Annotated in this window: 21 protein-coding genes; 7 read left to right on the top strand and 14 right to left on the bottom strand. The window is 73.1% G+C overall.

What is annotated here, in order from left to right:
- Positions 1 to 9: 9 nt before the first annotated feature.
- Positions 10 to 969, bottom strand: a complete 960-nt coding sequence (locus tag AB0F58_RS05055) for a YafY family protein (protein WP_357138042.1) — start codon at positions 967 to 969, stop codon at positions 10 to 12.
- 61 nt (positions 970 to 1030) lie between these two features.
- Between AB0F58_RS05055 and AB0F58_RS05060 the strand changes: the two genes are divergently transcribed.
- Together AB0F58_RS05060 and AB0F58_RS05065 are read left to right on the top strand one after the other, a co-directional pair.
- Entirely contained in the window at positions 1031 to 1615 is a 585-nt protein-coding gene (locus AB0F58_RS05060) for a DinB family protein (protein ID WP_357138044.1), read from the top strand.
- Between the two features lies 1 nt (position 1616).
- Positions 1617 to 2054 (top strand): VOC family protein, encoded by a 438-nt coding sequence (locus AB0F58_RS05065; protein ID WP_357138047.1) that lies wholly within the window; start codon positions 1617 to 1619, stop codon positions 2052 to 2054.
- 130 nt (positions 2055 to 2184) lie between these two features.
- On the opposite strand, the gene AB0F58_RS05070 is transcribed toward AB0F58_RS05065, so the two are convergent.
- The 3 genes from AB0F58_RS05070 to AB0F58_RS05080 are packed head-to-tail and all read right to left on the bottom strand — an operon-like array spanning position 2185 to position 4482.
- The gene (locus AB0F58_RS05070) at positions 2185 to 2943 is read right to left on the bottom strand and encodes a 5-oxoprolinase subunit PxpA (RefSeq protein ID WP_357138050.1); all 759 of its coding nucleotides are present in this window, start codon (positions 2941 to 2943) and stop codon (positions 2185 to 2187) included.
- A complete protein-coding gene (locus AB0F58_RS05075) occupies positions 2927 to 3775 on the bottom strand; it encodes a biotin-dependent carboxyltransferase family protein (RefSeq protein WP_357138053.1) in 849 nt (282 codons plus the stop codon). Before AB0F58_RS05075 ends, AB0F58_RS05070 begins: the two co-directional genes overlap by 17 nt.
- Complete coding sequence (locus AB0F58_RS05080) at positions 3772 to 4482, bottom strand: allophanate hydrolase subunit 1 (RefSeq protein WP_357138056.1); 711 nt, start codon at positions 4480 to 4482, stop codon at positions 3772 to 3774. The genes AB0F58_RS05075 and AB0F58_RS05080 overlap by 4 nt, the downstream gene beginning before the upstream one ends.
- Before the next feature lie 153 nt (positions 4483 to 4635).
- Between AB0F58_RS05080 and AB0F58_RS05085 the strand changes: the two genes are divergently transcribed.
- A complete protein-coding gene (locus AB0F58_RS05085; protein ID WP_357138723.1) occupies positions 4636 to 5259 on the top strand; it encodes a hemolysin III family protein in 624 nt (207 codons plus the stop codon).
- Positions 5260 to 5320: 61 nt separating this feature from the next.
- On the opposite strand, the gene AB0F58_RS05090 is transcribed toward AB0F58_RS05085, so the two are convergent.
- Positions 5321 to 5602 carry a DUF6458 family protein gene (locus tag AB0F58_RS05090; RefSeq protein WP_357138726.1) on the bottom strand — a complete coding sequence of 94 codons (282 nt, stop codon included), beginning with the start codon at positions 5600 to 5602 and terminating at the stop codon, positions 5321 to 5323.
- Positions 5603 to 5717: 115 nt separating this feature from the next.
- Between AB0F58_RS05090 and AB0F58_RS05095 the strand changes: the two genes are divergently transcribed.
- Entirely contained in the window at positions 5718 to 6245 is a 528-nt protein-coding gene (locus tag AB0F58_RS05095; RefSeq protein ID WP_357138059.1) for a histidine phosphatase family protein, read from the top strand.
- Positions 6246 to 6354: 109 nt separating this feature from the next.
- Here AB0F58_RS05095 and AB0F58_RS05100 read toward each other — a convergent pair whose 3' ends face one another.
- The 4 genes from AB0F58_RS05100 to AB0F58_RS05115 all read right to left on the bottom strand — a co-directional run bounded on the left by AB0F58_RS05100 (position 6355) and on the right by AB0F58_RS05115 (position 10799).
- Complete coding sequence (locus AB0F58_RS05100; RefSeq protein ID WP_088981302.1) at positions 6355 to 6624, bottom strand: DUF6458 family protein; 270 nt, start codon at positions 6622 to 6624, stop codon at positions 6355 to 6357.
- Positions 6625 to 6955: 331 nt separating this feature from the next.
- Positions 6956 to 8812, bottom strand: coding sequence for an acyl-CoA dehydrogenase (locus AB0F58_RS05105; RefSeq protein WP_357138062.1), 1857 nt, complete (start codon positions 8810 to 8812; stop codon positions 6956 to 6958).
- A gap of 116 nt (positions 8813 to 8928) precedes the next feature.
- Positions 8929 to 10056 (bottom strand): PP2C family protein-serine/threonine phosphatase, encoded by a 1128-nt coding sequence (locus tag AB0F58_RS05110; RefSeq protein WP_357138066.1) that lies wholly within the window; start codon positions 10054 to 10056, stop codon positions 8929 to 8931.
- A 95-nt stretch (positions 10057 to 10151) separates the two neighbouring features.
- Entirely contained in the window at positions 10152 to 10799 is a 648-nt protein-coding gene (locus tag AB0F58_RS05115) for a septal ring lytic transglycosylase RlpA family protein (protein ID WP_357138069.1), read from the bottom strand.
- Positions 10800 to 10969: 170 nt separating this feature from the next.
- Between AB0F58_RS05115 and AB0F58_RS05120 the strand changes: the two genes are divergently transcribed.
- Together AB0F58_RS05120 and AB0F58_RS05125 are read left to right on the top strand one after the other, a co-directional pair.
- Complete coding sequence (locus AB0F58_RS05120; protein ID WP_357138072.1) at positions 10970 to 11521, top strand: phosphoribosyltransferase family protein; 552 nt, start codon at positions 10970 to 10972, stop codon at positions 11519 to 11521.
- Positions 11522 to 11765: 244 nt separating this feature from the next.
- Positions 11766 to 12167: an ASCH domain-containing protein gene (locus AB0F58_RS05125; protein ID WP_357138075.1), complete on the top strand. Its 402-nt coding sequence runs from the start codon at positions 11766 to 11768 to the stop codon at positions 12165 to 12167.
- A gap of 19 nt (positions 12168 to 12186) precedes the next feature.
- Here AB0F58_RS05125 and AB0F58_RS05130 read toward each other — a convergent pair whose 3' ends face one another.
- From AB0F58_RS05130 to AB0F58_RS05145, 4 genes are all read right to left on the bottom strand, one after another.
- A complete protein-coding gene (locus AB0F58_RS05130; protein ID WP_357138077.1) occupies positions 12187 to 13071 on the bottom strand; it encodes an LLM class flavin-dependent oxidoreductase in 885 nt (294 codons plus the stop codon).
- A gap of 105 nt (positions 13072 to 13176) precedes the next feature.
- Positions 13177 to 15153, bottom strand: a complete 1977-nt coding sequence (locus AB0F58_RS05135) for a cell wall-binding repeat-containing protein (RefSeq protein WP_357138080.1) — start codon at positions 15151 to 15153, stop codon at positions 13177 to 13179.
- Positions 15154 to 15228: 75 nt separating this feature from the next.
- Entirely contained in the window at positions 15229 to 17106 is a 1878-nt protein-coding gene (locus AB0F58_RS05140; protein WP_357138082.1) for a cell wall-binding repeat-containing protein, read from the bottom strand.
- A gap of 227 nt (positions 17107 to 17333) precedes the next feature.
- On the bottom strand, positions 17334 to 19346 hold the full coding sequence (locus tag AB0F58_RS05145) for a cell wall-binding repeat-containing protein (RefSeq protein ID WP_357138085.1): 2013 nt from the start codon (positions 19344 to 19346) through the stop codon (positions 17334 to 17336).
- A 358-nt stretch (positions 19347 to 19704) separates the two neighbouring features.
- Here AB0F58_RS05145 and AB0F58_RS05150 point away from each other — a divergent pair, with 358 nt between their 5' ends.
- Entirely contained in the window at positions 19705 to 21699 is a 1995-nt protein-coding gene (locus tag AB0F58_RS05150) for a cell wall-binding repeat-containing protein (RefSeq protein WP_357138088.1), read from the top strand.
- Positions 21700 to 21807: 108 nt separating this feature from the next.
- On the opposite strand, the gene AB0F58_RS05155 is transcribed toward AB0F58_RS05150, so the two are convergent.
- Positions 21808 to 22236, bottom strand: coding sequence for a hypothetical protein (locus tag AB0F58_RS05155; RefSeq protein WP_357138090.1), 429 nt, complete (start codon positions 22234 to 22236; stop codon positions 21808 to 21810).
- Positions 22237 to 22293: the final 57 nt, after the last annotated feature.

Here is a 22293-nt window from a genome sequence, read left to right on the forward strand (position 1 = left end):
CCGGGGGCGTCAGCCGCCTCCGGCCATCGCCGCGAGGCGGCGGGCGAGCAGGGCGGCGGCCTCCCGTAGCTCCGGCGGATCCAGCACCTCCGCCTCGAAGCCGAGCCGGGCCACGTGTGCGGCGAGCCAGTTCGGGTCGTCCCCGCCGACGATCAGCACGCACCAGCCGTCGCGGTCGTCCTCCACCCGCCCCACCTGGGGCGGCACCATCTCCCGCACCTGATCGGGCCGGGCGTGCACGCGCACCCGGGCGAGGTACCGGTACGGTGCCTGGGTCACGGACCGCTGCACGTAGGCGACCGGGTCGGGATGTTCCTTCGGCCGGAAGCGCCAGGTCGTCGCCGTCACCGCACGCATCCGGTCCAGCCGGAAGGTGCGCCAGTCGTCGCGGTCGACGTCCCGGGCCATCAGGTACCAGCGTCGGCCGGTGGTGACCATCCGCACCGGCTCGACCGTGCGCTCGTGTTCCCCGCCGTCGCGGCCGGCGTACCGGAACCGCACCCGTACGGCGTCGCGGCAGGCCCGAGCGAGCGTCACCAGCACCTCCGCGTCGATCTCCGCCGCCGGGCCGACCAGGGTCTCGGTGGCGCCGTGCACCGCCCGCACCTCGGCGCGCAGCCGGGCCGGCATCACCTGGTCGAGCTTCGCGAGCGCCCGCAGGGCCGCCTCGCCCGCCCCGGCGACCGTGCCCCCCGTCGCCAGGCGCAGGGAGACCGCCGTGGCAATCGCCTCCTCGTCGTCGAGGAGCAGCGGGGGCAGTCGGGTGCCCGCACCGAGCTGGTAGCCGCCGCCGACGCCCGCGGTCGCGTGCACCGGGTAGCCGAGGGTGCGCAGTCGCTCCACGTCGCGGCGTACCGAGCGGTCGGTGACCCGCAGCTCGGCGGCGAGTTCGGCGGCGGTCCAGGACGGCCGCTGTTGCAGCAGCGCCAGCAACCGCAGCACCCGCTGGGTCGTTGCCTCAACGGTCACGCGCCGATCGTCGCACGGATCACGGAACGCATCTGTCCGCTATCTGGGGGAGGCTGGAGCCATGACCGACCAGACCTGGAACCCCCTGCTCCGGGACCAGCTCGCCTGGCACTGGACCAACCATCTGCGGAACCGCCTCGACGGACTCACCGACGAGGAGTACTTCTGGGAGCCGACACCCGACTGCTGGAACGTGCGTCCGCGCGGCACCGGCACCGCACCGGTACTCGCCGGGGCCGGCGCGATGACCATCGACTTCGCGTTTCCGGAGCCCGACCCGGCACCGTTCACGACGATCGCCTGGCGACTCGGGCACGTGATCGTCGGCGTGCTCGCGGTGCGCAACGCCGCGCACTTCGGTCGCGCGCCCACCGACTACCAGTCGTTCGAGTACGCCCCGACGGCGGCCGAGGCGCTGGCCCAGCTCGACACGGAGTACGCCACGTGGCAGGCCGGCGTCGAGTCGCTCGGTGAGACCGGTCTCGCCCGCCCGTGCGGGGCGGCGGAGGGACCGTACGCCGAGCGCCCGATGGCCGCGCTGGTGCTGCACATCAACCGGGAGCTGATCCACCACCTGTCCGAGGTGTGTCTGCTCCGCGACCTCCATCTGCACAGCCACCGGAAGACCCGACAGGAGACGGACTGAGATGGCCCGCGACGTTCAGATCACTTTCGACTGCGCCGACCCGGCCGGATTGGCGGCGTTCTGGGCCGAGGCCCTCGGCTACCGGTTGCAGGCCCCGCCCGGCGGATTCGAGTCGTGGGAGCAGGCACTGGAGGCGATGGGCGTACCGCCCGAGAGGCGCAACGACGCCTCGGCGGTGGCCGACCCCGACGGCGCCGGGCCGCGGCTGTTCTTCCAGCGGGTGCCGGAGGGCAAGCAGGTCAAGAACCGCGTCCATCTCGATGTGCGAGCCGCCCCGGGACTCCAGGGCGAGGCACGGATGGCGGCGCTGGAGGCGGAGGCCGAGCGCCTCGTCTCCCACGGCGCCACCCGGCTCGAACGCCACGAGCCCGATCCGCCGCTCGGCACCGGTCACATCGTGATGGCCGACCCCGAGGGCAACGAGTTCTGCCTGGACTGACCGACCGCCCGACGACGGACCGACCGCCCGACGACGGACCGACCGCCCGACGACGGACCGACCGCCCGACGACGGACTGACCGGCCGCCCGACGGCCGGGCTGTCCGGCTCGCCGGCCGGTCAGGACGCGCTACCGCGCATCGGCGAACGGGCGCAGCGGTACGTCGGCGTCGATGAGGGCGGCGCGTACCAGGGCCGCGGCCTGCACCGCGCCCGGAGTGTCGCCGTGCAGGCAGATCGACTCGACCGGGCAGGGCAGGACACTGCCGTCGACGGCGATCACGGCCCGCTCGGTGGCCATCCGGACGGCCCGCGCGGCGATCTCCTGCGGGTCGGTGACCAGGGCACCGGGGGCGGAGCGGGGCACCAGGGCACCGTTGGCGAGGTAGCCCCGGTCGGCGAAGCCCTCGGCCACCACCCGCAGCCCGGCTCCGGTGGCGAGTTGGGCGAGCACCGAACCGGGCGGACAGAGGACCGGCAGCTCCGGGTCGTGGTCGCGGATCGCGGCGACCACGGCGGCGGCCTGCGGCTCCTGACCGGCGGCGGCGTGGTAGAGCGCGCCGTGCGGCTTGAGGTACCGGACCCGGGTCCGGTACGGCCGGCAGAACGCCTCCAGCGCGCCGAGCTGGTAGGTGATGTCGTCGCGCAGCTCCTCGAAGGCGTACGCGATGTGCCGGCGGCCGAAGCCGGCGAGGTCCCGGTAGCCGACCTGGGCGCCGATCGCGACACCCCGCTCGGCGGCGCCGGCACAGACGCGACGCATGGTCGACGGGTCGCCGCCGTGGAAGCCGCAGGCGACGTTGGCCGAGGTGACCAGCTCCAACAGCGCCTCGTCGTCGCCGAGCCGCCAGATGCCGAAGCCCTCTCCGAGATCAGCGTTGAGGTCCATGGAACCTGACGGTAGTCCCCGGGCGGGCCTGCGCGAGCGGGGTGACGTCGTCCACCACCCCGATGACCGGGTATCCACCGGTGGTGGGATGGTCGGCCAGGAAGATCAACGGTTGACCGTCCGCCGGCACCTGCACCGCTCCGAGCACGATCGGCTCGCTGGGCAGTTCGCCGGCCACCGCGCGGGGCAGGGTCGCGCCGACCAGTCGCGCACCGATCCGGTCGCTCACCGGGCTGACCTGGTACGGGGTGTGCAGCAGCCGGTGCCGGGCGGCGGGGGTGAACCAGTCGTGCCGGGGGCCGGGGCGCAGCGTCAGCCGCACCTCGGTGGTGGGCGCCGGGAAGGCGGTGAAGTGCACCGGGGCGGGGGGACCGGTGACCGGGCCGAGGGGCAACCGGTCGCCGTCGCGGACCGGGGGCGGGCCGAGGCCGGAGAGCGTGTCGGTGGCGCGACTGCCGAGCACCGGTTCGACCGCGATCCCGCCGGAGACGGCGAGGTAGCTGCGCAGCCCCTGACGGGTGGGGCCGATGGTCAGCACCGCGGAGGCGGGCAGCGACAGCGGGCGGCCGGGGTCCGCCGGTCGACGGTCGACCCGTACGTCGGCCGCCGCGCCGGTGACCGCGACCGTGCCGGCATGGTGGAACCGCAGCTCGCACCCGGTGAGCGTGATCTCCAGGCCGGCGGCGGACTCCGGATTGCCGACCAGCCGGTTCGCCAGGCGCAGCGCCGCCGCGTCGAGGGCTCCCGACCGGGGCACCCCGAGGTGCGCCCAGCCGGGGCGGCCCTGGTCCTGGACGGTGGTGAGCACTCCGGCCCGGAGCACCTCGATCATGCCGCCTCCAGCCGGACCCGGCTGCCCGGGGTGAGCGCGGCGGGCGGGTCGGCGTGCACGTCGAACAGGGGCAGGTCGGTCCGGCCGACCAGCAGCCACCCGCCGGGCGAGGCGGTCGGGTAGATCCCGGCGTACGGCCCGGCGAGGGCGACCGAACCGGCGGGCACCCGGGGCCGGGGGCTGTCCAGGCGGGGCACCGACCACTCCGCCGGCAGTCCGGTGAGGTACGCGAAGCCCGGCGCGAAGCCGCAGAAGGCGACCCGGAACTCGGCGGCGGTGAGCCGGCGGATCACCTCGGGCACGTCCACGCCCCAGTGGCCGGCGACGCGGGGCAGGTCCTCCCCGTCGTAGCTGACCGGCACCCGGACGGTGCGGGTGCTGCCGGTGCCGGCAGGGGACCGTGGGGCCCAGGAGGTGATCCGGGCGGCGGTAGCCGTCGGGTCCGGTACGCCGTCGAGCAGCACGGTGGTGGCGGCCGGGACGATCTCGACGGCGGCCAGTTCGCCGGCCTCCCGGCGTCGCCAGAGTTCGGCGCGCCAGGCCTCGACCCACCCGGCCGGGTCGACCACCCGACGCATCGCGCTCGCCGAGCCGTCTGCGTCCCCGTCCCCGGGTCCGAGGCGGGAGCCACCGTCCCGATCGGGATTCGGGTCGGGCTCGGCGCAGTCGAGCAGCAGCGCGTGCGCGCCGACGGGACGGATCCGCATGCCGCCATCCTGGCGGACCCCGGGGCGACCGCGCACGCACCGGCACGGGTGACCGAGTCCACTACCTAGAAGTAACCTACGGTGCCGTAGCCTGAGGGTGTGACCAACCCGACCAGAATACGGCTCAGGCCGGTCGACATCGGCAAGCCGCGGATGCGCGGCTGGTTGCACACCTACGCGTTCTTCGTCGCCCTGGTCTGCGGCACCGTCCTCTGCGCGATCGCCGCCACCCGGCCGGGGTGGGCACCGCTGGCGAGCTGCCTGGTCTACAGCCTCACCGTGTGCGGGCTCTTCGGCACCAGCGCGCTCTACCACCGGCGGGTCTGGTCGGAGCGGGGCTACCAGGTCATGCGCCGGATGGACCATTCGATGATCTTCGTGTTCATCGCCGGCACGTACACGCCGTTCTGCCTGCTGCTGCTCGACAGCCGCGCGGCGACGATCATGCTCACGCTGGTCTGGGGCGGCGCGTTGGGCGGGGTGGCGCTGAAGCTGGTCTGGCCGCACGCGCCGCGCTGGATCTCCGCCCCGCTCTACCTGGCGCTCGGCTGGGTCTCGGTGGCCATCGTGCCGGACGTCCTGCACCGGGGCGGGGTCGCCGCCCTGACGCTGCTGGCCGTCGGCGGAGCGATCTACAGCGTCGGCGCGGTCTTCTACGCGCTGCGCCGGCCCGACCCGTGGCCGACGGTCTTCGGGCACCACGAGTTCTTCCACGCCTGCACGCTGGTCGCGGCGCTCTGCCACCACATCGCGATCTACTTCGCCCTCTTCGCCTGACGGCCGGACGTGCGTCCGGGGCCCCGCGACGTGCACGGAGCCCCGGGTGAGCAGACGGGGGTCAGACCTGCTGACCGGGGCGGCGCACCTCGCGGTACTCCTGGACCACGCGGTCGTCCTGCACCGGCACGACGCGCTCCTGGACGACCCGCTCGCGCGGCGCGGCCACCACGGTCCGACGGCGGGTGTTCCAGAAGTAGGCGGTCATGATCAGGCCGACCAGGCCGGCGAGCATCAACACCCAGCCGACGGTGTTCAGGCTGAGCCAACCCAGGTCGGCGTCGACCGCGAATGCGAGGATCGCGCCCAGCGCAATGAGGAAGATACTGCTGCCGATGCCCATCGTGTCGCCCTCCTTGGCGTTCTGGCGTTCCGTTGCCGCCGCGGCCACTGGATGAGGGTGCGGCACCCATCGACTTACCCGAGCGCGAAGATCCCCAATCAGGCAAGCTGGCACCATGACGGACGGTAGGGCCATCGAACGCACCCTGGTACTACTCCGGCACGGGAAGGCGGAACGCCCGGATGGCATCGCCGACCGGGAACGGGCGTTGACGGAACGCGGACACGCCGACGCCGCCGCTGCCGGTGCCTGGGTGGCCCGGCACGGCTTCCGGCCCGACGTGGTGGTCTGCTCGCCCGCCCGGCGTACCCGACAGACCTGGCAGGCCGCGGCGAGCGGGATGGCCGGTGTGTCGACGGGGGACGGTGCGACGCCGCAGGTCCGCTACGAGTCAGCCGTGTACCTGGCGGACACCGCGGACCTGCTGGACCTGCTCCGGGCCACCGCACCGGACGCGGACACGATCCTGCTGGTCGGCCACAATCCCGGCATCTCCCTGGTGTCGATCGCGCTCGACCCGACCGGCGCCGAGCGGGAGGGACTGCGGACCAGTGGCGTGGTGGTGCACCGGGTGACCGGAGCGTGGGCCGACCTCGGCGGCACGCCCGCACCGATCGCCGCCCGACACACCGCCCGCGCCTGAGCGTGCGCTGCCCGATCGCCGCCCGCCCCTGACCGCGGGCTGCCCGATCGCCGCCCGCGCCTGAGCGTGGACTCTCGACCCGCCCTCGGGACCGCTGGCGTGGGCGGGGTCAGGAGGGTGGGGCCGTCGGCGGCGGCGGGTCGGGCGGCGGAGGCATCATCGCGGTCGGATGGGACAACCGGTTCTCCTCCACGATCAGGGTCCGGGCCCGCTTCCGCCGGTCCTGCCAGAACCAGAGCGTGGTGAGCAGGACGGCGAGGCCGGCGAGGATGAACACCCAACCGACGGCGCGCAGGTCGACCCACCAGACGTTGGCCCGTACGGCGAACGTCAGGATCGCTCCCAGTGTGATGAGAAAGATGCCGCTACCAATGCCCATGTGCGCTGCACTCCCCTGTGCGATGGCTCTGGGCCCTTGCCGGACACCGTCGCGGGTCCGGGACGACGGTCCGGCACGCATACCCGTGTTGACGGCCCCTACCCCTGGCCGGGGCAGCCCACGGGAGCCTCGGCGAGCGCGGGCGCGACCGGCCGAGCGGGAACGACCGAGCGCCATCGGCCGAGCATGAACGGCCGAGCGAAACTGGCCGAGCGGGAACGGCGACGGCCGGTACGAGGAGTGCGCCGGGCACCGCGCCGCACCCGGACACCACGGCGACGGCCGGCGCGAGGGTGCGCGCCGGCCGTCGGGGGAGATCAGGACATCGGGGTCAGAAGGCCTCTTCCGGGAGGTCCATCAGGTCGAGGTCGGTGTTCTCGATGATCCGCCGGTCGGAGCCGATACGGGGCAGCACCTCGCGGGCGAAGAACCTCGCCGCGGCCACCTTCCCGGTGTAGAACGCCCGGTCGGTGGCGGAGACCTCGCCGACCAGGGCGCGCAGGGCCACGTCCGCCTGCCGCTGGAGCAGCCAGCCGACCACCACGTCACCGAGCGCCAGCAGCAGACGCCGGCTGCTCAGGCCCACCTTGTAGAGGGCACGGGGCTCACCGGCCTGCGCCTCGCCCAGCCAGCCGGTCAGCACGCCGAGGATGGTCTGCACCTCGGCGAGCGCCTTGCCGAGCGCGGCCCGCTCCTCCTTGAGCTGACCGTTGCCGCCCTCGCTGGCGATGAACTCCTGGATCTCACCCGAGACGGTCATCAGCGCCTTGCCCTTGTCCCGGACGATCTTCCGGAAGAAGAGGTCGAGGCTCTGGATGGCGGTCGTGCCCTCGTACAGGGTGTCGATCTTGGAGTCCCGGACGTACTGCTCGATCGGGTAGTCCTGGAGGAAACCGGAGCCGCCGAAGGTCTGCAGGGACTCGTGCCCGAGCAGCTCGTACGCCCGCTCCGAGCCGACCCCCTTGACCAGCGGCAGGAGCAGGTCGTTGACCTGCTTCGCGGTCTTCGTCGCGGCCTCGTCCCCGGCCGCCTCGGCGAGGGCGACCTGGTCCTGCCAGGAGGCGGTGTAGCAGACCAGGGCGCGCAGGCCCTCGGCGTACGCCTTCTGGAGCATCAGCGAGCGGCGGACGTCCGGGTGCCGGGTGATGGTGACCCGGGGCGCGGTCTTGTCGGCCATCTGGAGCAGGTCGGCGCCCTGCACCCGGCTCCTGGCGTACTCGAGGGCGTTCAGGTAGCCGGTGGAGAGGGTGGCGATGGCCTTCGAGCCGACCATCATCCGGGCGTTCTCGATGATCATGAACATCTGCCGGATACCGTCGTGCTTCTCGCCCAGCAGCCAGCCCTTGGCCGGTACGCCGTGCTCACCGAAGGTCATCTCGCAGGTGTTGGAGACCTTCAGGCCCATCTTGTGCTCGACGTTGGTGGCGAAGACGCCGTTGCGCTCGCCCAGTTCGCCGCTCTCCTCGTCGAAGTGGTACTTCGGCACCACGAAGAGGGAGAGGCCCTTGGTGCCCGGTCCGCCGACGCCCTCGACACCCACCGGGCGGGCCAGCACGTAGTGGACGATGTTCTCGTTCAGGTCGTGCTCACCGGAGGTGATGAAGCGCTTGACGCCCTCGATGTGCCAGGAGCCGTCCGGCTGCGGGATGGCCCGGGTCCGGCCGGCGCCGACGTCCGAGCCCGCGTCCGGCTCGGTGAGCACCATCGTGGAGCCCCAGTTCTTGTCGACGAACAGCTTGGCCCACTTCTTCTGCTGCTCGGTGCCCTCGACGAGCAGCACGTGCGCGAAGGACGGGCCGGAGGCGTACATCCAGACCGGGGCGTTGGCGCCGAGGATCAGCTCGGCCATCGACCACCAGAACGCCCGGGGCGCGTTGGTCCCGTCCAGCGCCGGGGGGAGGTCCAGCCGCCAGAACTCCGAGTCCATGAACGCCTGGTACGACTTCTTGAACGACTCCGGCAGCGGGGCGGTGTGCGTGGCCGGGTCGAAGACCGGGGGGTTGCGGTCACTGTCGGTATAGCTGGCGGCCAGGTCCTCGCGGGCGAGCCGGTCCATCTCCGCGAGGAAGCTCCGTGCGGTGTCGACGTCGAGATCCGAGTACGGCTCCTGGCCGAGCACCCGGTCCACCCCGAAGACCTCGAACAGGTTGAACTCGAGATCCCGCAGGTTGCTCTTGTAGTGGGTCATGATCACTGGCCCCGCTTCCGGACAGGTGTTACCGATCAGTAACCCAGACTGTATTACTCGTGGGTAGGCAGCGACAAGCCACGTGACGAAAGTGACAGCGGACACACACCGGGCATTCAGCCCTCGGTGGCGCCGACCTCCCAGCTCGGTACGGCCACCGTCGCGGCGCTGCGGGGGCCGGCGTACTCCATCAGGACCAGGGCGATGTCGTCGTCGAGCCGGCCGTACACCCACTCGACCAGGGCGGTCTCCAGCGAGGCCAGCCCGTCGGCGACCGTCCCGTGGCCGAGCAGCCGCCAGGCCCGGTCGGCGGTGGGGAAGAACTCGCCGTCCCGCCGGGCCTCGCCGAGGCCGTCGGTGAACAGCAGCAACCGGTCCCCCGGTTCCAGCCGCTCCACCCGGGGCTGGACCACCGGCATGAAGCCGAGCGGGGGCGCGGGCGCGGGCGGTTCGAGCGGGATCACGCACCCCCGGCGCAGCAGCAGCGGCGACGGGTGTCCGCAGTTGACGATGGTGAGCGTCCCGCCCCGTTCCTCGACCACGGCGGCGGTCACGAAGTCCTCGTCCCCGACGCTGCGGGCCACCGCGCGGTCCAGGTCCGACACGACGGCGCGCAGGTCGGCCCGCTCGTGGGCCACGTGCCGGTACGAGCCGAGCACGATGCTGGCCAACCGGACCGCGTCCAGCCCCTTGCCCCGCACGTCACCGATGATCATCCGCACGCCGTACGGGGTGTCGATCGCCTCGTACAGGTCGCCGCCGATCTCCGCGGTGGCCGTGGAGGAGATGTAGCGGGCCGCCACGGCGAGCGTCCCGACCTGCGGACCGAGCGGACGCAGCACCGCCTGCTGGGCGACCGACGCCAGTTTCGACAACTCGGCGATCTGCTCGGTCAGCCGCTGCCGCATCCCGGCCACCACCGCCACGAGCGCCGTCACCACCGCGATCGCGGTGACGCTGGTCGCGGTGTCCAACGAGACGCCCGGCTCGGAGAGCGCGAACGCCACCGCCGCCAGAGTGGCCACCGCACCGGCTCCGAGCACCACCCGCCAGGTGGCGAAGACCGCGGCGAGCACCGGCGCGGCAGCCATCAGACCGAGGTAGTGAGCGCCGGTGCCGTCCGCCGCCTCGACGGCGGAGACGAACCCGAGCAGGATGAGGGCCGCGCCGAGACCGGCGCGGGATCCGGGGGTCAGCGGTCTACGGAACCGCTGTAGGGGATGCGTGCGTACGCAGCACAGCATGCCCTATGGAGGTTGATCAGCGCATGACCCTGACCCGTCGTCCGAGCCGGTTCTGACCGCGCGGACCTCTCGGAACAGCCGACCCGCGACCCGGCTCAGCCGAGCACCTCGTAGGAGACGGTGAGGTGGCCGAGGTCGAGCGAGGCGATCGCACCGAACGCCGCCCGGGACAGGTCGATGCAACGACCGTCGATGTACGGTCCCCGGTCGTTGATCCGTACGGTCACCGAGGCTCCGGTGTCGGGGTTGGTCACCCGTACCCGGGTGTCGAACGGCAGCGTCTTGTGCGCGGCGGTCATCGCCGACGGGTCGAAGTTCTCGCCGTTCGCGGTCAACTGACCCTCGGCGTAGAAGGACGCGCCACAGGTGCCGCTGGCGACCACCGTCGGGGCGGTCCGCTTCGGCGCGGCAGGCTTCGCGGTGGCCCGCTTCGACGGTGTCGAGGTCACCCGGGGCTTGCTCCGCGAGGCGGCCGTCGACCGGGCGGGAGCCGGGGTGGCGTTCGGCGACCCGGTGCGCGCCGGGGCGGGGCTGACCGACGACGGGGACGCAGCGGGACTGGCCGGCAACGGCGGGACCGCCGTCGGGGCGACCGGTCCCGGCTGGGCGACCTCCGGTTCCGCCGAGGTCAGGTGGACCGCACCGACCGTGCCGCCGACGGCCACCGCGACGGCGACGGCGACAGACGCCGCGACGCCGGCCGGTGAGGAGAACATCCGAATCCGAGCATGCCTACCGGCCATCGACCCGTCCTTCCCGTTACCTACGAACCGGCTCGGACCGTAACGAGAGAAGCACTTCGGAAGTCAACCCGATCATGGGCATATGTAGTGATTTGCGGGCATACGTGTAACCGATCATCCGAGGCGGGGTCGCACCGCCGGCCCCGAGGGGGGACGGGCAGGATGAAGCGGTGTCCACCGAGCTGAGCCAGCGCCTCGTCGAGTTGTTCCGTTGGGCGGACCCCGGTCCGGAGAGCAGCCATCTGGTCAGCGACGTCTCGGGCTGGTGGCGTGACCCGTACGTGCTCGCCGGGCTCGGCCCGGCGCTGGTCGCACCGTTCCGCGCCAGCGCGCCCACGATGGTCGTCTCGCCCGCCGTCACCGGTCTGCTTCTCGGTCCGCTCGCCGCGACCGCACTCGGGGTCGGCTTCGTGCCCGCGCAGAAGCCCGAAGCCGGACGGCAGCCGCCGGGACCGACCACCTGGGCGCAGAGCACGCCCGACTTCCGGGGACGCCGGGTCACCCTCGGTGTCCGCGACCGGCACCTCGGGCCGGGCGACCGGGTACTGGTCGTCGACGACTGGCTCGCCACCGGCGCGCAGGTCCGGGCGCTCTACCAACTCTGCGCGGCGCGGGGCGCAGAACCGGTCGGTACCGCCGTGGTGGTCGCCGACTGCCCAGCGCAGGTGAGCGCCGAACTGCGCGTCCGGGCCCTGCTCCACGCCGACCGCCTCAGTCCCTGACCGGGTGCCCCGCCGCCACCCGGCCCCGGGCTCGGCCCACCGCCCCGTCCCCGCAGCCCGGCGGCCCACCGCCCGGCAGCCCGGCGGTCGTGCGCGGGCACGCCGGCCGCCGCGCCGCCCCCGTCCCGCCGCTCCCGGGCGGCCGGAAATGCGGCGGTGGTCGGACCGTCGGTCGCGTAGCCTCGGCGGAATGTGGCCACGGATCGGTGACCTGCGCACTCTCGCTCTCGGCACGCCCGGCCGAATGCGCGCCAGACTGAACTCGCTCGTGCTGTCCGGCGAGAAGACCGCGACGACCGGGCTGCTCAGCGAGTACGCCACGGAGGGCGAGGACCTGGAGCAGGTCGGCGAACGGCTGGCGCTGGTCGACGACCACGACGCGTTGGTCGGTGTCGTCGAGGTGACCGCCGTCGACGTGGTCCGCTTCGCGGACGTGACCTGGGAGTTCGCCCGCTCCGAAGGAGAGGGGCACCGGGATCTCGAGCACTGGCGGACCGGTCACCGCACCTTCTGGGCCGGCGAGGGGAGCACGGTCACCGACGACACGCCCGTCGTCTGCGTCCGCCTCCGCCTCGTGTCGGCCGGGGCGGGTGACACCCCCACCGGTGCCGAGCCGGGTGGCGCCCCCACCGGCGGAACCGGCTGACGACCGCGCGGCCGACGACTCAGCTGCGGCGCAGCTCGGGCAGGATCTGCGCGACCTCGGCGAGCACGTTCTCGTCCCCGGCGTACCAACTGCTCAGCCGGGGCCAGTGGGTCACCACGTCGGTGAACCCGAGCCGGGCGGCCCGCTCGACCGCGTCGGCGAAGAAATCCGCGCTGGTCAGTGAGAAGACCGGGGCGGCGTCCAACGACAGGTAGCGGTCCAGGGTGGCGGGATCGCGTCCGGCCTCGTCGAGGGTCGCGTCCAACCGGGCGGCGAGCGCCGCCACCGACTCCCACCAGCTCTCCAGATCGTCACCGCCGGTGCCGGTGGTCACCCAGCCCTGCCCGAAGCGGGCGACCAGCCGCATCGAGCGGGGGCCGTTGGCGGCGACCACGAACGGCACCCTCGGCATCTGGACGCAGCCGGGGTTGTTCCGGGCGTCGACCGCGGAGAACCACTCGCCGCGCCAGGTCACGCCGTCCTGCCGGAGCACCAGGTCGAGCAGTTCGGTGAACTCGCCGAACCGGTCCACCCGGCGGCGCGGGGGCAGGGTGTCCCCGCCCAGCACGGTGGCGTCGAAGCCGATGCCACCCGCACCGATGCCGAGCAGCAGCCGGCCACCGGAGATGTCGTCGAGGGTGGTCACCTGTCGGGCGAAGGCCGCCGGGTGCCGGAAGTTGGGCGAGGCGACCAGGGTGCCGAGCCGGATCCGGGAGGTCACCAACGCGGCGGCGGTCAGCGTCGACATCGAATCGAACCAGGGACCGTCCACCAGGTCGCGCCAGCCCAGGTGGTCGTAGGTCCAGGCGTGGTCGAAACCCCACTCCTCGGCCTGCCGCCAGCGCCGCTGCGCCTCGGACCAACGCTGGTCCGGGAGGATGACGATGCCGATGCGCATGATCACACCCTACGGCCCGGGAGTTCCGACCGATCCGCCGCCCGGCACCTCCGAAAGTACGACGCGGGGCCCGGCCGACTCGGCCGGGCCCCGCGCGGGTCGCTCCTGCGGTCAGCGCCCCTGTCGCGCCCGCCGCAGTTCGGCCTCCACCGCCTCGCGGACCGCCTCCTGGCCGGCGCGCACCGTCGCCGCCCTGGCCGCCGTGGGCGTACCGGGGGCGGGCACCGCCACGTCGGTCGGGTTGGTCACGGCGGTGGCGCCGAGCGGGCCGCCGAGCGCGCTGCCCACCTGGGCGAGCTGCCGGTCGCTCACCACCGCCGGCGAACCGAAGACCAGCCCGGTGTGCACCGCACCGCTCGTCTCGTCGATCCGGTCCCGGGTGTACGGGTTGAGGTCGGCGGCCGTGCCGAGGGTGAGCAGCAGCGGCCCGTTCAGTGCGCCCATCAGGGCCCCACCGGCCAGTGCGTCCGGCCAGTCGGCACCGGTGGCGACCCCCGCGTACCGGTGGCCGGCGAAGAAGATCATGGCGACGTAGTCCGCCGTGTCGTAGCGGTCCACTCCGACCAGGTCGAACGCGTCGGCGTCGTAGGAGAGCGCGGCGGCGCCGGCCGCGCGGCCCACGCCCCAGATCAGCGGCTTCCGGGGCAGCGAGTCGAGGTACTCCCGGCTCGCCGTCGGCAGGGCGGTGCCGTTGGTGAGCACCACGACGCCCCGGGGAACGCCCGGGATGAGGTCGGCCCCGGCGGTCGTACCGGCCGCCAGCGCGTCCGGGAAGTCCATGCCGGTGGCGAGGAAGACACTCGACGGATCCGGGTCGATCTCCTTGGCGATCGCCACGGCGGTGCTGAACCGGTCCGTACCGGCGAGCCGCTTCGGCTGGTAGCCGAGTTCACGTACCGCCGTCTCCACCTCGGCGGAGAGCGCGCCGGGGCTGCCCAGCAGGTAGACCGTGCCACCGGCGGGCAACACCCGGCGGAGTTCGGTACCGGTGGTCGCCTCCAGGCCGGTCGGCGTGGTCAGCAGCAGCGGACCGCGCTTCGCCGCGGCCAGGGCCGAGCCGCCGAGCGCGTCGGCGAACATGTCCGACCGGGACAGCACCACCGCGCCGGCCTGCACACGCCGGTCGGCCGGATCGCCGGCGGTCCGCCAGTGCGACCGGGACACCTGGACCGCCGTGTCGAACCGGCCCGCGCCGGAGAGCCGCGCCACCCGGTCGCGGCGGCGGGGCTGGTACGCCGGCACGCCACCCCGGGTGGAGACCACCGTCGGCGTGGCGGCACCGGAGCCGTCGGCCGGTGCGACGGCCACCGTCGTCCCCTGGCTGAAGGCGATCGTCGTTCCGTCCGGCGACCAGGTGGGATGGTCGTGGACCGCCGGGTTGCTGGTGACCACCACCTCGTCGCCGCCGGTCAGGTCGGAGGTGACGATCTGGCCGTTCCGGACGAACGCCACCCGCCGGCCGTCCGGCGAGATCGCGGGGTTGCCGCCGTGGCTGTCGACCAGGCTCACCCGGTTGTACTCCGGCCGGCTGCCGTCGTAGAGCAGCACCGCCGGCTGGCCGGTCGGCTGCCCGGTTCCGTCGTCCTCCTCGGCCTGGAAGACCACCAGCTGGCCCGGACCGCCGTCCGGGTTGCGGTAGTGCTTCCCGTACTCGGAGATCGTCTCGCTGCCGCCGGTCCAGGTGCTCTCGGCGAGCTGGATGGTCCACCGCGCGAACGACGAGGTGTTCCACTTCTCCGCCCAGACCACCGAACCGCCGTCGCCCAGCCAGGACGTGCTGGCCCGTTCGACGTCGGGGTAGGTCTGGAAGTTGACCTCCCGGACCGAGTCGGCGCCGGTGTACCGGAGGGACTTGAGCCTGCCGTCCGGAGCCAGGTAGACCAGCCGGCTGCCGTCGGGTGACCAGGACGGATCCCGCATCGCCTCGCCGTCGGGATTGGTCAGGGTGGTCCGGGACGTGCCGTTGACGACCTGCACCGAGCTGCTGCCGTCGCTGATGGTGAGTACCTGGCCGGTGCCCGGCAGGCTGGCACCGACGGGCGGCGCCCCGGCGACCAGGACGGTGGCCCCGACCGCGAGGGTCGGCACGAGCGCCAGCGGTCTACGGATGAGTGACGGGGACAATCTGGTGACTCCCATGATCGATTCGCGCCGCGACCGGAGCTACGGCCGGACGGCCGTGGTCGTCCGGACGTCGGTCGCGTTGGTGACGGAGGTGAAGCCGAGGGGGCCGCTGACGAACCGGCCGGCGCTGGCGCGCTGCGCTTCGTTGACCACCGCCGTGGAGCCGAAGACCAGCACCTCACGGATGCTGCCGCTCGCCCCGGTCAACGTCTGGGCGGCCGAGTCGTCCAGGTACGGGGCGGTGCCCGGGGTGAGCATCAGCGGACCGCCGAGCGCGCCCACCAACGCACCACCGGCGAGCGCGTCCGGCCAGTCCATGCCGGTGGCGAGCCCCACGTGGGTCGGGCCCGCGAAGAACGCCTCGGCGACCCGGTACGCGGTGCCGTACCGGTCCGGGCCGATCAGGCGCTCGGCCTCGGGGTCGTACCCGGTCGCGGCCTCGGCGGCGAACCGGCCGACACCGTGGATCGTGCGCTCGCGCGCCGGCAGGGTGTCCAGGAAGCCACGCGTCTCCGTCGGCAGGACGTGGTCGTTGGTGAGCAGCACCACCGCGGACCCGGTGCCGCCCGGCCGGTTGAGGGCTCCCGCGGCGGCCCCGGCGGTGAGCGCGTCCGGGAAGTCCATCCCGGTCGCTAGGAGGACCGTGTCGGGCGTCGGGTCGATCTCCTTCGCGATGGCGACCGAGGTGCCGAAGCGGTCGGCCCCGGCCACCCGCCGGACGGTGAACCCGAGCGCCCGGACCGCGTCCTCCACCTCCGTGGCGATCGCACCCGGGCTGCCCAGCAGGTACACCGTTCCGCCCGGCGACAGCACCCGCAGCAGCTCCGCCCGGGTGTCCGCGTCCAGGCTCGTCGGCGGCGTCATCAGCAGCGGACCCCGCTTCGCCGCCGCCAATGCCGAACCGCTCAACGCGTCCGCGAACGTGTCCGACCGCGACAGCACCACCGCGCCCGCCCGTTCCCGCCGATCCGACCCGTCCGCGGCGGTACGCCAGTGGGACCGGGAGACCGCGACGCCGGTGGTGTACCGGGTCTGCCCGGTGAGTCGGACCACCCGGTCCCGACGACGCGGCTGGTACGCCGGCACCCCGTTGGAGTTGGCCACCCGGACCGGGGCCGTTGCCTGGGAGCCGTCGGCGGCGGCGGTGACCACGGCGGTGCCCTGGTTGACGGCGATGGTCCGGCCGTCCGGGGACCACACCGGGTTGTCGTACACGGCACCGGTCCGGGTCACCGCGACCTCGTTGGCCCCGGCGAGGTCGGCCACGACGATCTGACCCGCCCGGACGAACGCCACCCTCGTGCCGTCCGGCGAGAACGCCGGATTGCTGCCGTTCTCGTCGACCACGGTGACCCGTTCCGCTGCCGGCTTCGCCGGGTCGTAGAGCACCACGCTGGCCGGTCCGGTCGGTTGGCCCGTGCCGTCGTCCGCCTGGCGCTGGAACACCACCCGGTGATCCGGGCCGGCGTCCGGGTTGCGGTAGTGCCGGTCGTCGTCCGGGCTGACCTGCCGGTCGCCGTCGAACGCCGTGCTGGGCGCGGTACGGATCTGCCAGGGCTCACCGACCGGCTTCTGCGCCCAGTACAGGCTGGCTCCGTCCCCCTGCCAGGTCGGGCTCTCCCGGAGGGCGTTCCCTTCGGGCAGGAACCGGGGGAAGACCCCCTCGCCGGTGAGGCGGAAGGTGGCGATGCCGCCCCTCGGGTCCACGTAGGCCGCGACGCTGCCGTCCGGCGACCAGGAGACGTGGCGCACCGGCTCGTCGTGCGGATTGACGGCGGTCCGGTCGGGGTCGAAGTGGAACCGGATCGACGTCCCGCCGTTGCTGGTGGTCAGGACGTTGCCGAGGCCGGGCAGGCTGGCCACGGCGGGCCCGGCGCCGACGAGTACCCCCGCGCCGAGGGTGAGGGCCGAGACCATCGCCAGCGGGCTACGGATGAAAGGAGAACTGGAGAAGGACACGCGAGAACCCCCGAGAGCGCCGCGACCACGGGACCGGCCGATCCGGTCAGGTCGCAGCGAAGATCACGATAGAGCGCCGAGCGCCGATCCGCCGCCCCCATTTTCGGCAGTTGACCAGCATCGACGCCCGGAACGACAGGGGCCCGGTCCATCCGGACCGGGCCCCTGTCGTCACCACCGATCGGTCAGCGGGCAGCGCCCAGCCGCTCGGGGACCGAGCGGGCCGCAGCCGCGGCCTCCTCCGGCGTACGCACGAACCGCTGCCCGGCGGGAGCCGCCGCGCGGGAGTCCGCTCCGGTACGGGAGCCCAGGCCCACGTCGGTCGGGTTGACCACGACAGACGCGCCGAGCGGGCCGCTGATCCAGTGGCCGGCCTGCTGGAGCTGCCGGTCACTGACCACCGGCGCGGATCCGAAGACCAGCGCGGTACGGATCGAGCCGCTGGAGTGGTCCAGCAGGATCTCCGCGTCCAGTCCCAGGTCCGGGGCGGTGCCCGGGGTCAGCAGCAGCGGACCGTTGAGCACACCCATCAGCGCCCCGCCGGAGAGCGCGTCCGGCCAGTTGACGCCGGTGGCGATCCCGGCGTGGTGCTGGCCGCCGAAGAACGTCCAGCCGGTCACCGCGGCCGTCTCGTACCGGTTCTCGCCCCAGACCGGTACGGCGTCCCCGTCGTACCTGGTCGCCGCCTGGGCCGCGAACCGGCCGATGCCGAAGATGGTGCGGTCGCCCGCCGGGAGGGTGTCCAGGAACGCCTTGGTGGATGCCGGCAGCACCGCCTCGTTGGTGAGCAGCACCACGGCGGAGGTGGTGGAGCCCGGCGTGTTGTAGGAGCCGGCCGCGGCCCCGGCCGCGAGCGCGTCCGGGAAGTTCATGCCGGTCGACAGCAGCACCAGGTCCGGCGTCGGGTCGATCTCCTTGGCGATCGCCACCGAGGTGCTGAACCGGTCCTGGCCCGCCACCCGCTTGACGGTGAAGCCGAGCGCGCGGACGGCGTTCTCCACGCCGGTCGAGATGGCGCCGGGGCTACCGAGCAGGTACACCGTGCCACCGGGGACGAGCACCCGCTCGATCTCCGAACGGGTGTCCGCGTCCAGGCTGGTCGGCGGCGTCATCAGCAACGGCCCCCGCTTCGCCGCGGCCAGCGCCGAACCGCTCAGCGCGTCGGCGAAGGTGTCCGACCGGGACAGCACCACCGCACCGGCCTGCTCCCGCTGGTCCGCCGCGTCGGTAGCGGTCTTCCAGTGCGACTGGGACACCCGGACGGCCGTGGTGAACCGGCTGGTGCCGGCGAGCCGCGCCGCCCGGTCCTTCCGCTGCGGCCGGTACGCCGGAATCCCGGAACCGCTGGTGGCGACCCAGGCGGGCTGGGCGGCCTGCGACCCGTCGGCCGCCGCCTGCGCCACCCCGGTGCCCTGCCGGAAGGCGATCGTCTTCCCGTCCGGTGACCAGGTGGGGTGGTCGTGCGCGGCAGCGTTGGCGGTCACCGCGACCTCGTTCTCGCCGGCCAGGTCGGAGACGACGATCTGGCCACTGCGGACGAACGCCACCTTCGTGCCGTCCGGCGAGAACGCCGGGTTCGAGCCGTTGCCGTCGACGACCGTGACCCGCTCGGCCTGCGGCTTCGACGGGTCGTAGAGGACCACCGACGACACCCCGCCGGGCTGACCGTTGGTGTCGTCCTGCCGCTGGAACACCACCCGCAGGTCGGGTCCGGTGTCCGGGTTCAGGTAGTGCTTCCCGTCCTCCGGAGAGAGCTGCGCGCCGAAGTCGACGCCGGAGGTGCTGGTGGTGTGCCGGATCCGCCACCGGGAGCCGCTCTGCTTCTCGGCCCAGACGACGCTGCCGCCGGTGCCCCGCCAGACGGGGCTGCTCCGGACCACGCCGGGCGCGGGCGGAACCTGGTACCACGCGCTGGCCCCGTTCCAGCGGACCATGCTGATGCCGTTCTCCGGGTCGACGTACGACGCCATGCTGCCGTCCGGCGACCAGCTCACCTCCTTCATCGCCTCCGGGACCGGGTTGCGCACCACGCCCGCCGGGTTGAAGACGGTGATCGAGGTACCACCATTGCTGGTGGTCAGGACGTTGTTGCTGCCCGGCAGGCTGGCGGCGGCACCTGTCCCGCCGATCGCCAGGGCACCGGGGCCCACCGCGAGGACCGACGCGAGCGCGACGGACCTGCGAAAGAATGCTGGCAAGGGAACTCCCCGCTGAAGAAGTGCGCCGTGGTGGGTTCACCCGCTCGCCGGCTGATCCGGCACGGGGCGGCGCATCTGTGCAGAACCTTAAGGATCTTCCTGCCTTCGCGCTGCCCCGGAGCACCACCGGTGACACGGTCTGGCCGAACGGTTGACCGGGCCCGACGTCCGTTCGGTGCCGGCCGTATCTTCCGCCGGGCCCCGATCCGCGTCCCGGTCCGAACCGGGCCGGGGTCGGCGGAGGCGGCCCGTCCGAGCCCGGCCGGGCCAACCATCTGTCGCAGGGCACCTCTACAGTGGGCCCGTCGTCCCTGAGCGGCATCGCCGCCGCGCGGCACACCCCATTCGAGGAGCCTTCTTGCCCCGAACCAGTCTTCTGCGTCGTTCCACGGTCAGCGCGACCGTGCTCGCCATCGGCGCGACCACCCTCTTCGGCGGCGCCGGCACGGCCCACGCCACGCACGCGGCCCCCGGCCATCTGCTCACCGCCAGCAACGGCACGCACTACATCACCACCACCAACGGCCGCCTGGTCGGCACCGACGAGTACACGATCTCGGACGCCGCCTGGTCGCCGGACGCCAGCCGGGCGGTCTTCGTCGCCGATTCCGGCGACATCGCCACCATCCGTGGGGACGACGGCGAGAGCGTCTACCCCATCGCCGACCCCGACCCGGGCGTACAGCGGGCCGATCCGGAATGGGTCGGCGACGGGTCCACGGTGGTGTGGGCCGCCAAGCCGGCCGGCGAGCCCTGGCGTCTCGAGGAAACCGTCAGCACGTACGGCTGGGACGTGGTCCGGCGCTCGCCGAACGACGGCCACCACTACAGCCAACCCGACACCAACGGCAGCCAGCGGATCGTGGTGCAGCGGCAGGCCAACGACGGCAGCGGCAACCCGACCGGTACGCCGGAGATCGGCTTCCTGGACGGCGGCACGTACACGCTGATCGTCTCGAACGCCGCCAGCCCGACGCTCTCGCCGGACGGCACGAAGGTGGCGTTCGTCCGGGGTGGTCAGATCTGGGTTTCCAACACCTCGGGCGGCAACCTCGTCCAGGTCACCGACAACCCCGCCACCCACGGCGACCCGGTCTGGTACCCGAACGGCACCACCCTGGCCTTCCGTAAGGGCACCGGGGTCGCCACCGCGCCGGCCAACGGCAGCCAGCCCAACCCGGCGCTCGTCAGCGGCCTCACCGGCGAACCGGACGTGCAGCCGCGCAGGCAGGACCGGGTGGTCCGGCTCGCCGGCACCGACCGGTACAGCACCGCCGCCGCCATCGCCCGCTCGCACTGGGCCACCGTCGGTGTGGCCGGCGACAAGCGGGCCAAGGCCGACTCCGTGGTGCTGTCCCGATCGGACACCTTCGCCGACGCGCTCGGCGGCTCGGCGCTGGCCGCCGCCAAGCAGGGTCCGCTGCTGATGACCCCGCGGACCAGCCTCGACCCGCTCGCCGCCGACGAGATCACGCGCATCCTCGCCCCCGGCAAGACCGTCTACCTTCTGGGCAGCGCGGCCGGCGCGATCTCGGCGGAGGTGGAGCGGCAGGTCAAGGCGCTCGGTTTCAGCACCGTCCGGCTCGCCGGCACCGACCGCTTCTCGACGTCGGTGGCGATCGCCAACGCCATCGACCCGACGCCCGACACCGTGCTGGTGGCCACCGGGATGAACTTCCCGGACGCGCTGTCCGCCGGTGCCGCCGCCGGAGCGCAGAACCTGCCCGGCAAGGGGACGTCGGCGGTGGTCGTGCTGACCAACGACAACCTCCTGCCGGTAGCCACCAAGAGCTACCTCGACGCCCTGCCGGGGTCGTCGGTGGTGGTCGGCGTGGGCCTCCAGGGCGCGACCGCGACCAAGCCGTACGGCTCCGTGCCGCTCTACGGCGACAGCCGCTTCGAGACCGCCCTGCTGACCGCGTGGGCGTTCTTCGGCGGTCAGAACCACATCGGGCTCGCCACCGGCATGAACTGGCCGGACGCCCTGGCCGGCGGGGCGCTCATGGCCTCGCTCGACGGTCCGCTGATCCTCACCCTGGGCACCGCCGACTACTTCGGCTTCGAGCCGTGGTACCTCGGGGACGAGACGAGCGGCTCGGTGCACACCGGTCTGGTCTTCGGCTCGGCGCCGGTGGTCAACACGATCCAGGCGCAGGGCCTCGGCACCGTCATCAGCGGTCCCGCCGGCTACACCTCGCAGTCCAACACCACCGACGTCTACCGCGGCACCGCCGGTACGACGGCGACGTCCGGCCAGCGGGCGACCGGGGCCGCAGCGCCGGTCGACGGTCCGCGTACCCGGGCTGAGCTGGAGGCCGCTGTCAAGGCGGCCAAGGAGCGGCTGAAGAAGTAACGCCACGCCACATCCGCGACAGGGGCCCCGCCGTTCGGCGGGGCCCCTGTTATTCGAAGCGACAGTGGCGGGACGGCGACGAGGCGCTCGGCGGCCTCGGCCAGTGCCTCAGCCGGACCCCACCGGCTCGTCGTGCCAGCGGAAGCCGACCTCGTCGTCCTCAATGCTCAGCAGGAACTCGGCAACCTGATGGCCGTCCGGGTGGGTCAACGTGACGGCCGCCCGTACGGCCTCGTAGGCCCGTTCCATGGCCTCGTCGTCCTCCGCGTCGACGGCGACGTTCCACGCGACGAAGAGCGGACGCAGCGGCTCGAACCCCGGCAGCGGGCGGAACCGGCCGTACGTCCACGGGAAGTCGTGACTCTGCTCGTCGATCTCGCCTACCAGCTCGCCCTGGTGGTACAACCGCCACACCATGCCCGCATTCACCGCGACAGCGTAGGCGGCGTCGATGTACGAAACCTCGGCGAGGCCGTGATCCTGCGTGATCAGGCGGCCGAGGGCTGCTGCATCGGCGGCGAGGGGAGTTCGTCTCACGCCACTCGCCTGCTGTCCGCCGGCCTCATGCGGACTGGATGCGGGCGGTACGGCCAC

Origin of the sequence: Micromonospora sp. NPDC023956 (assembly GCF_040639195.1) — a bacterium.
Lineage (GTDB): Bacteria > Actinomycetota > Actinomycetes > Mycobacteriales > Micromonosporaceae > Micromonospora.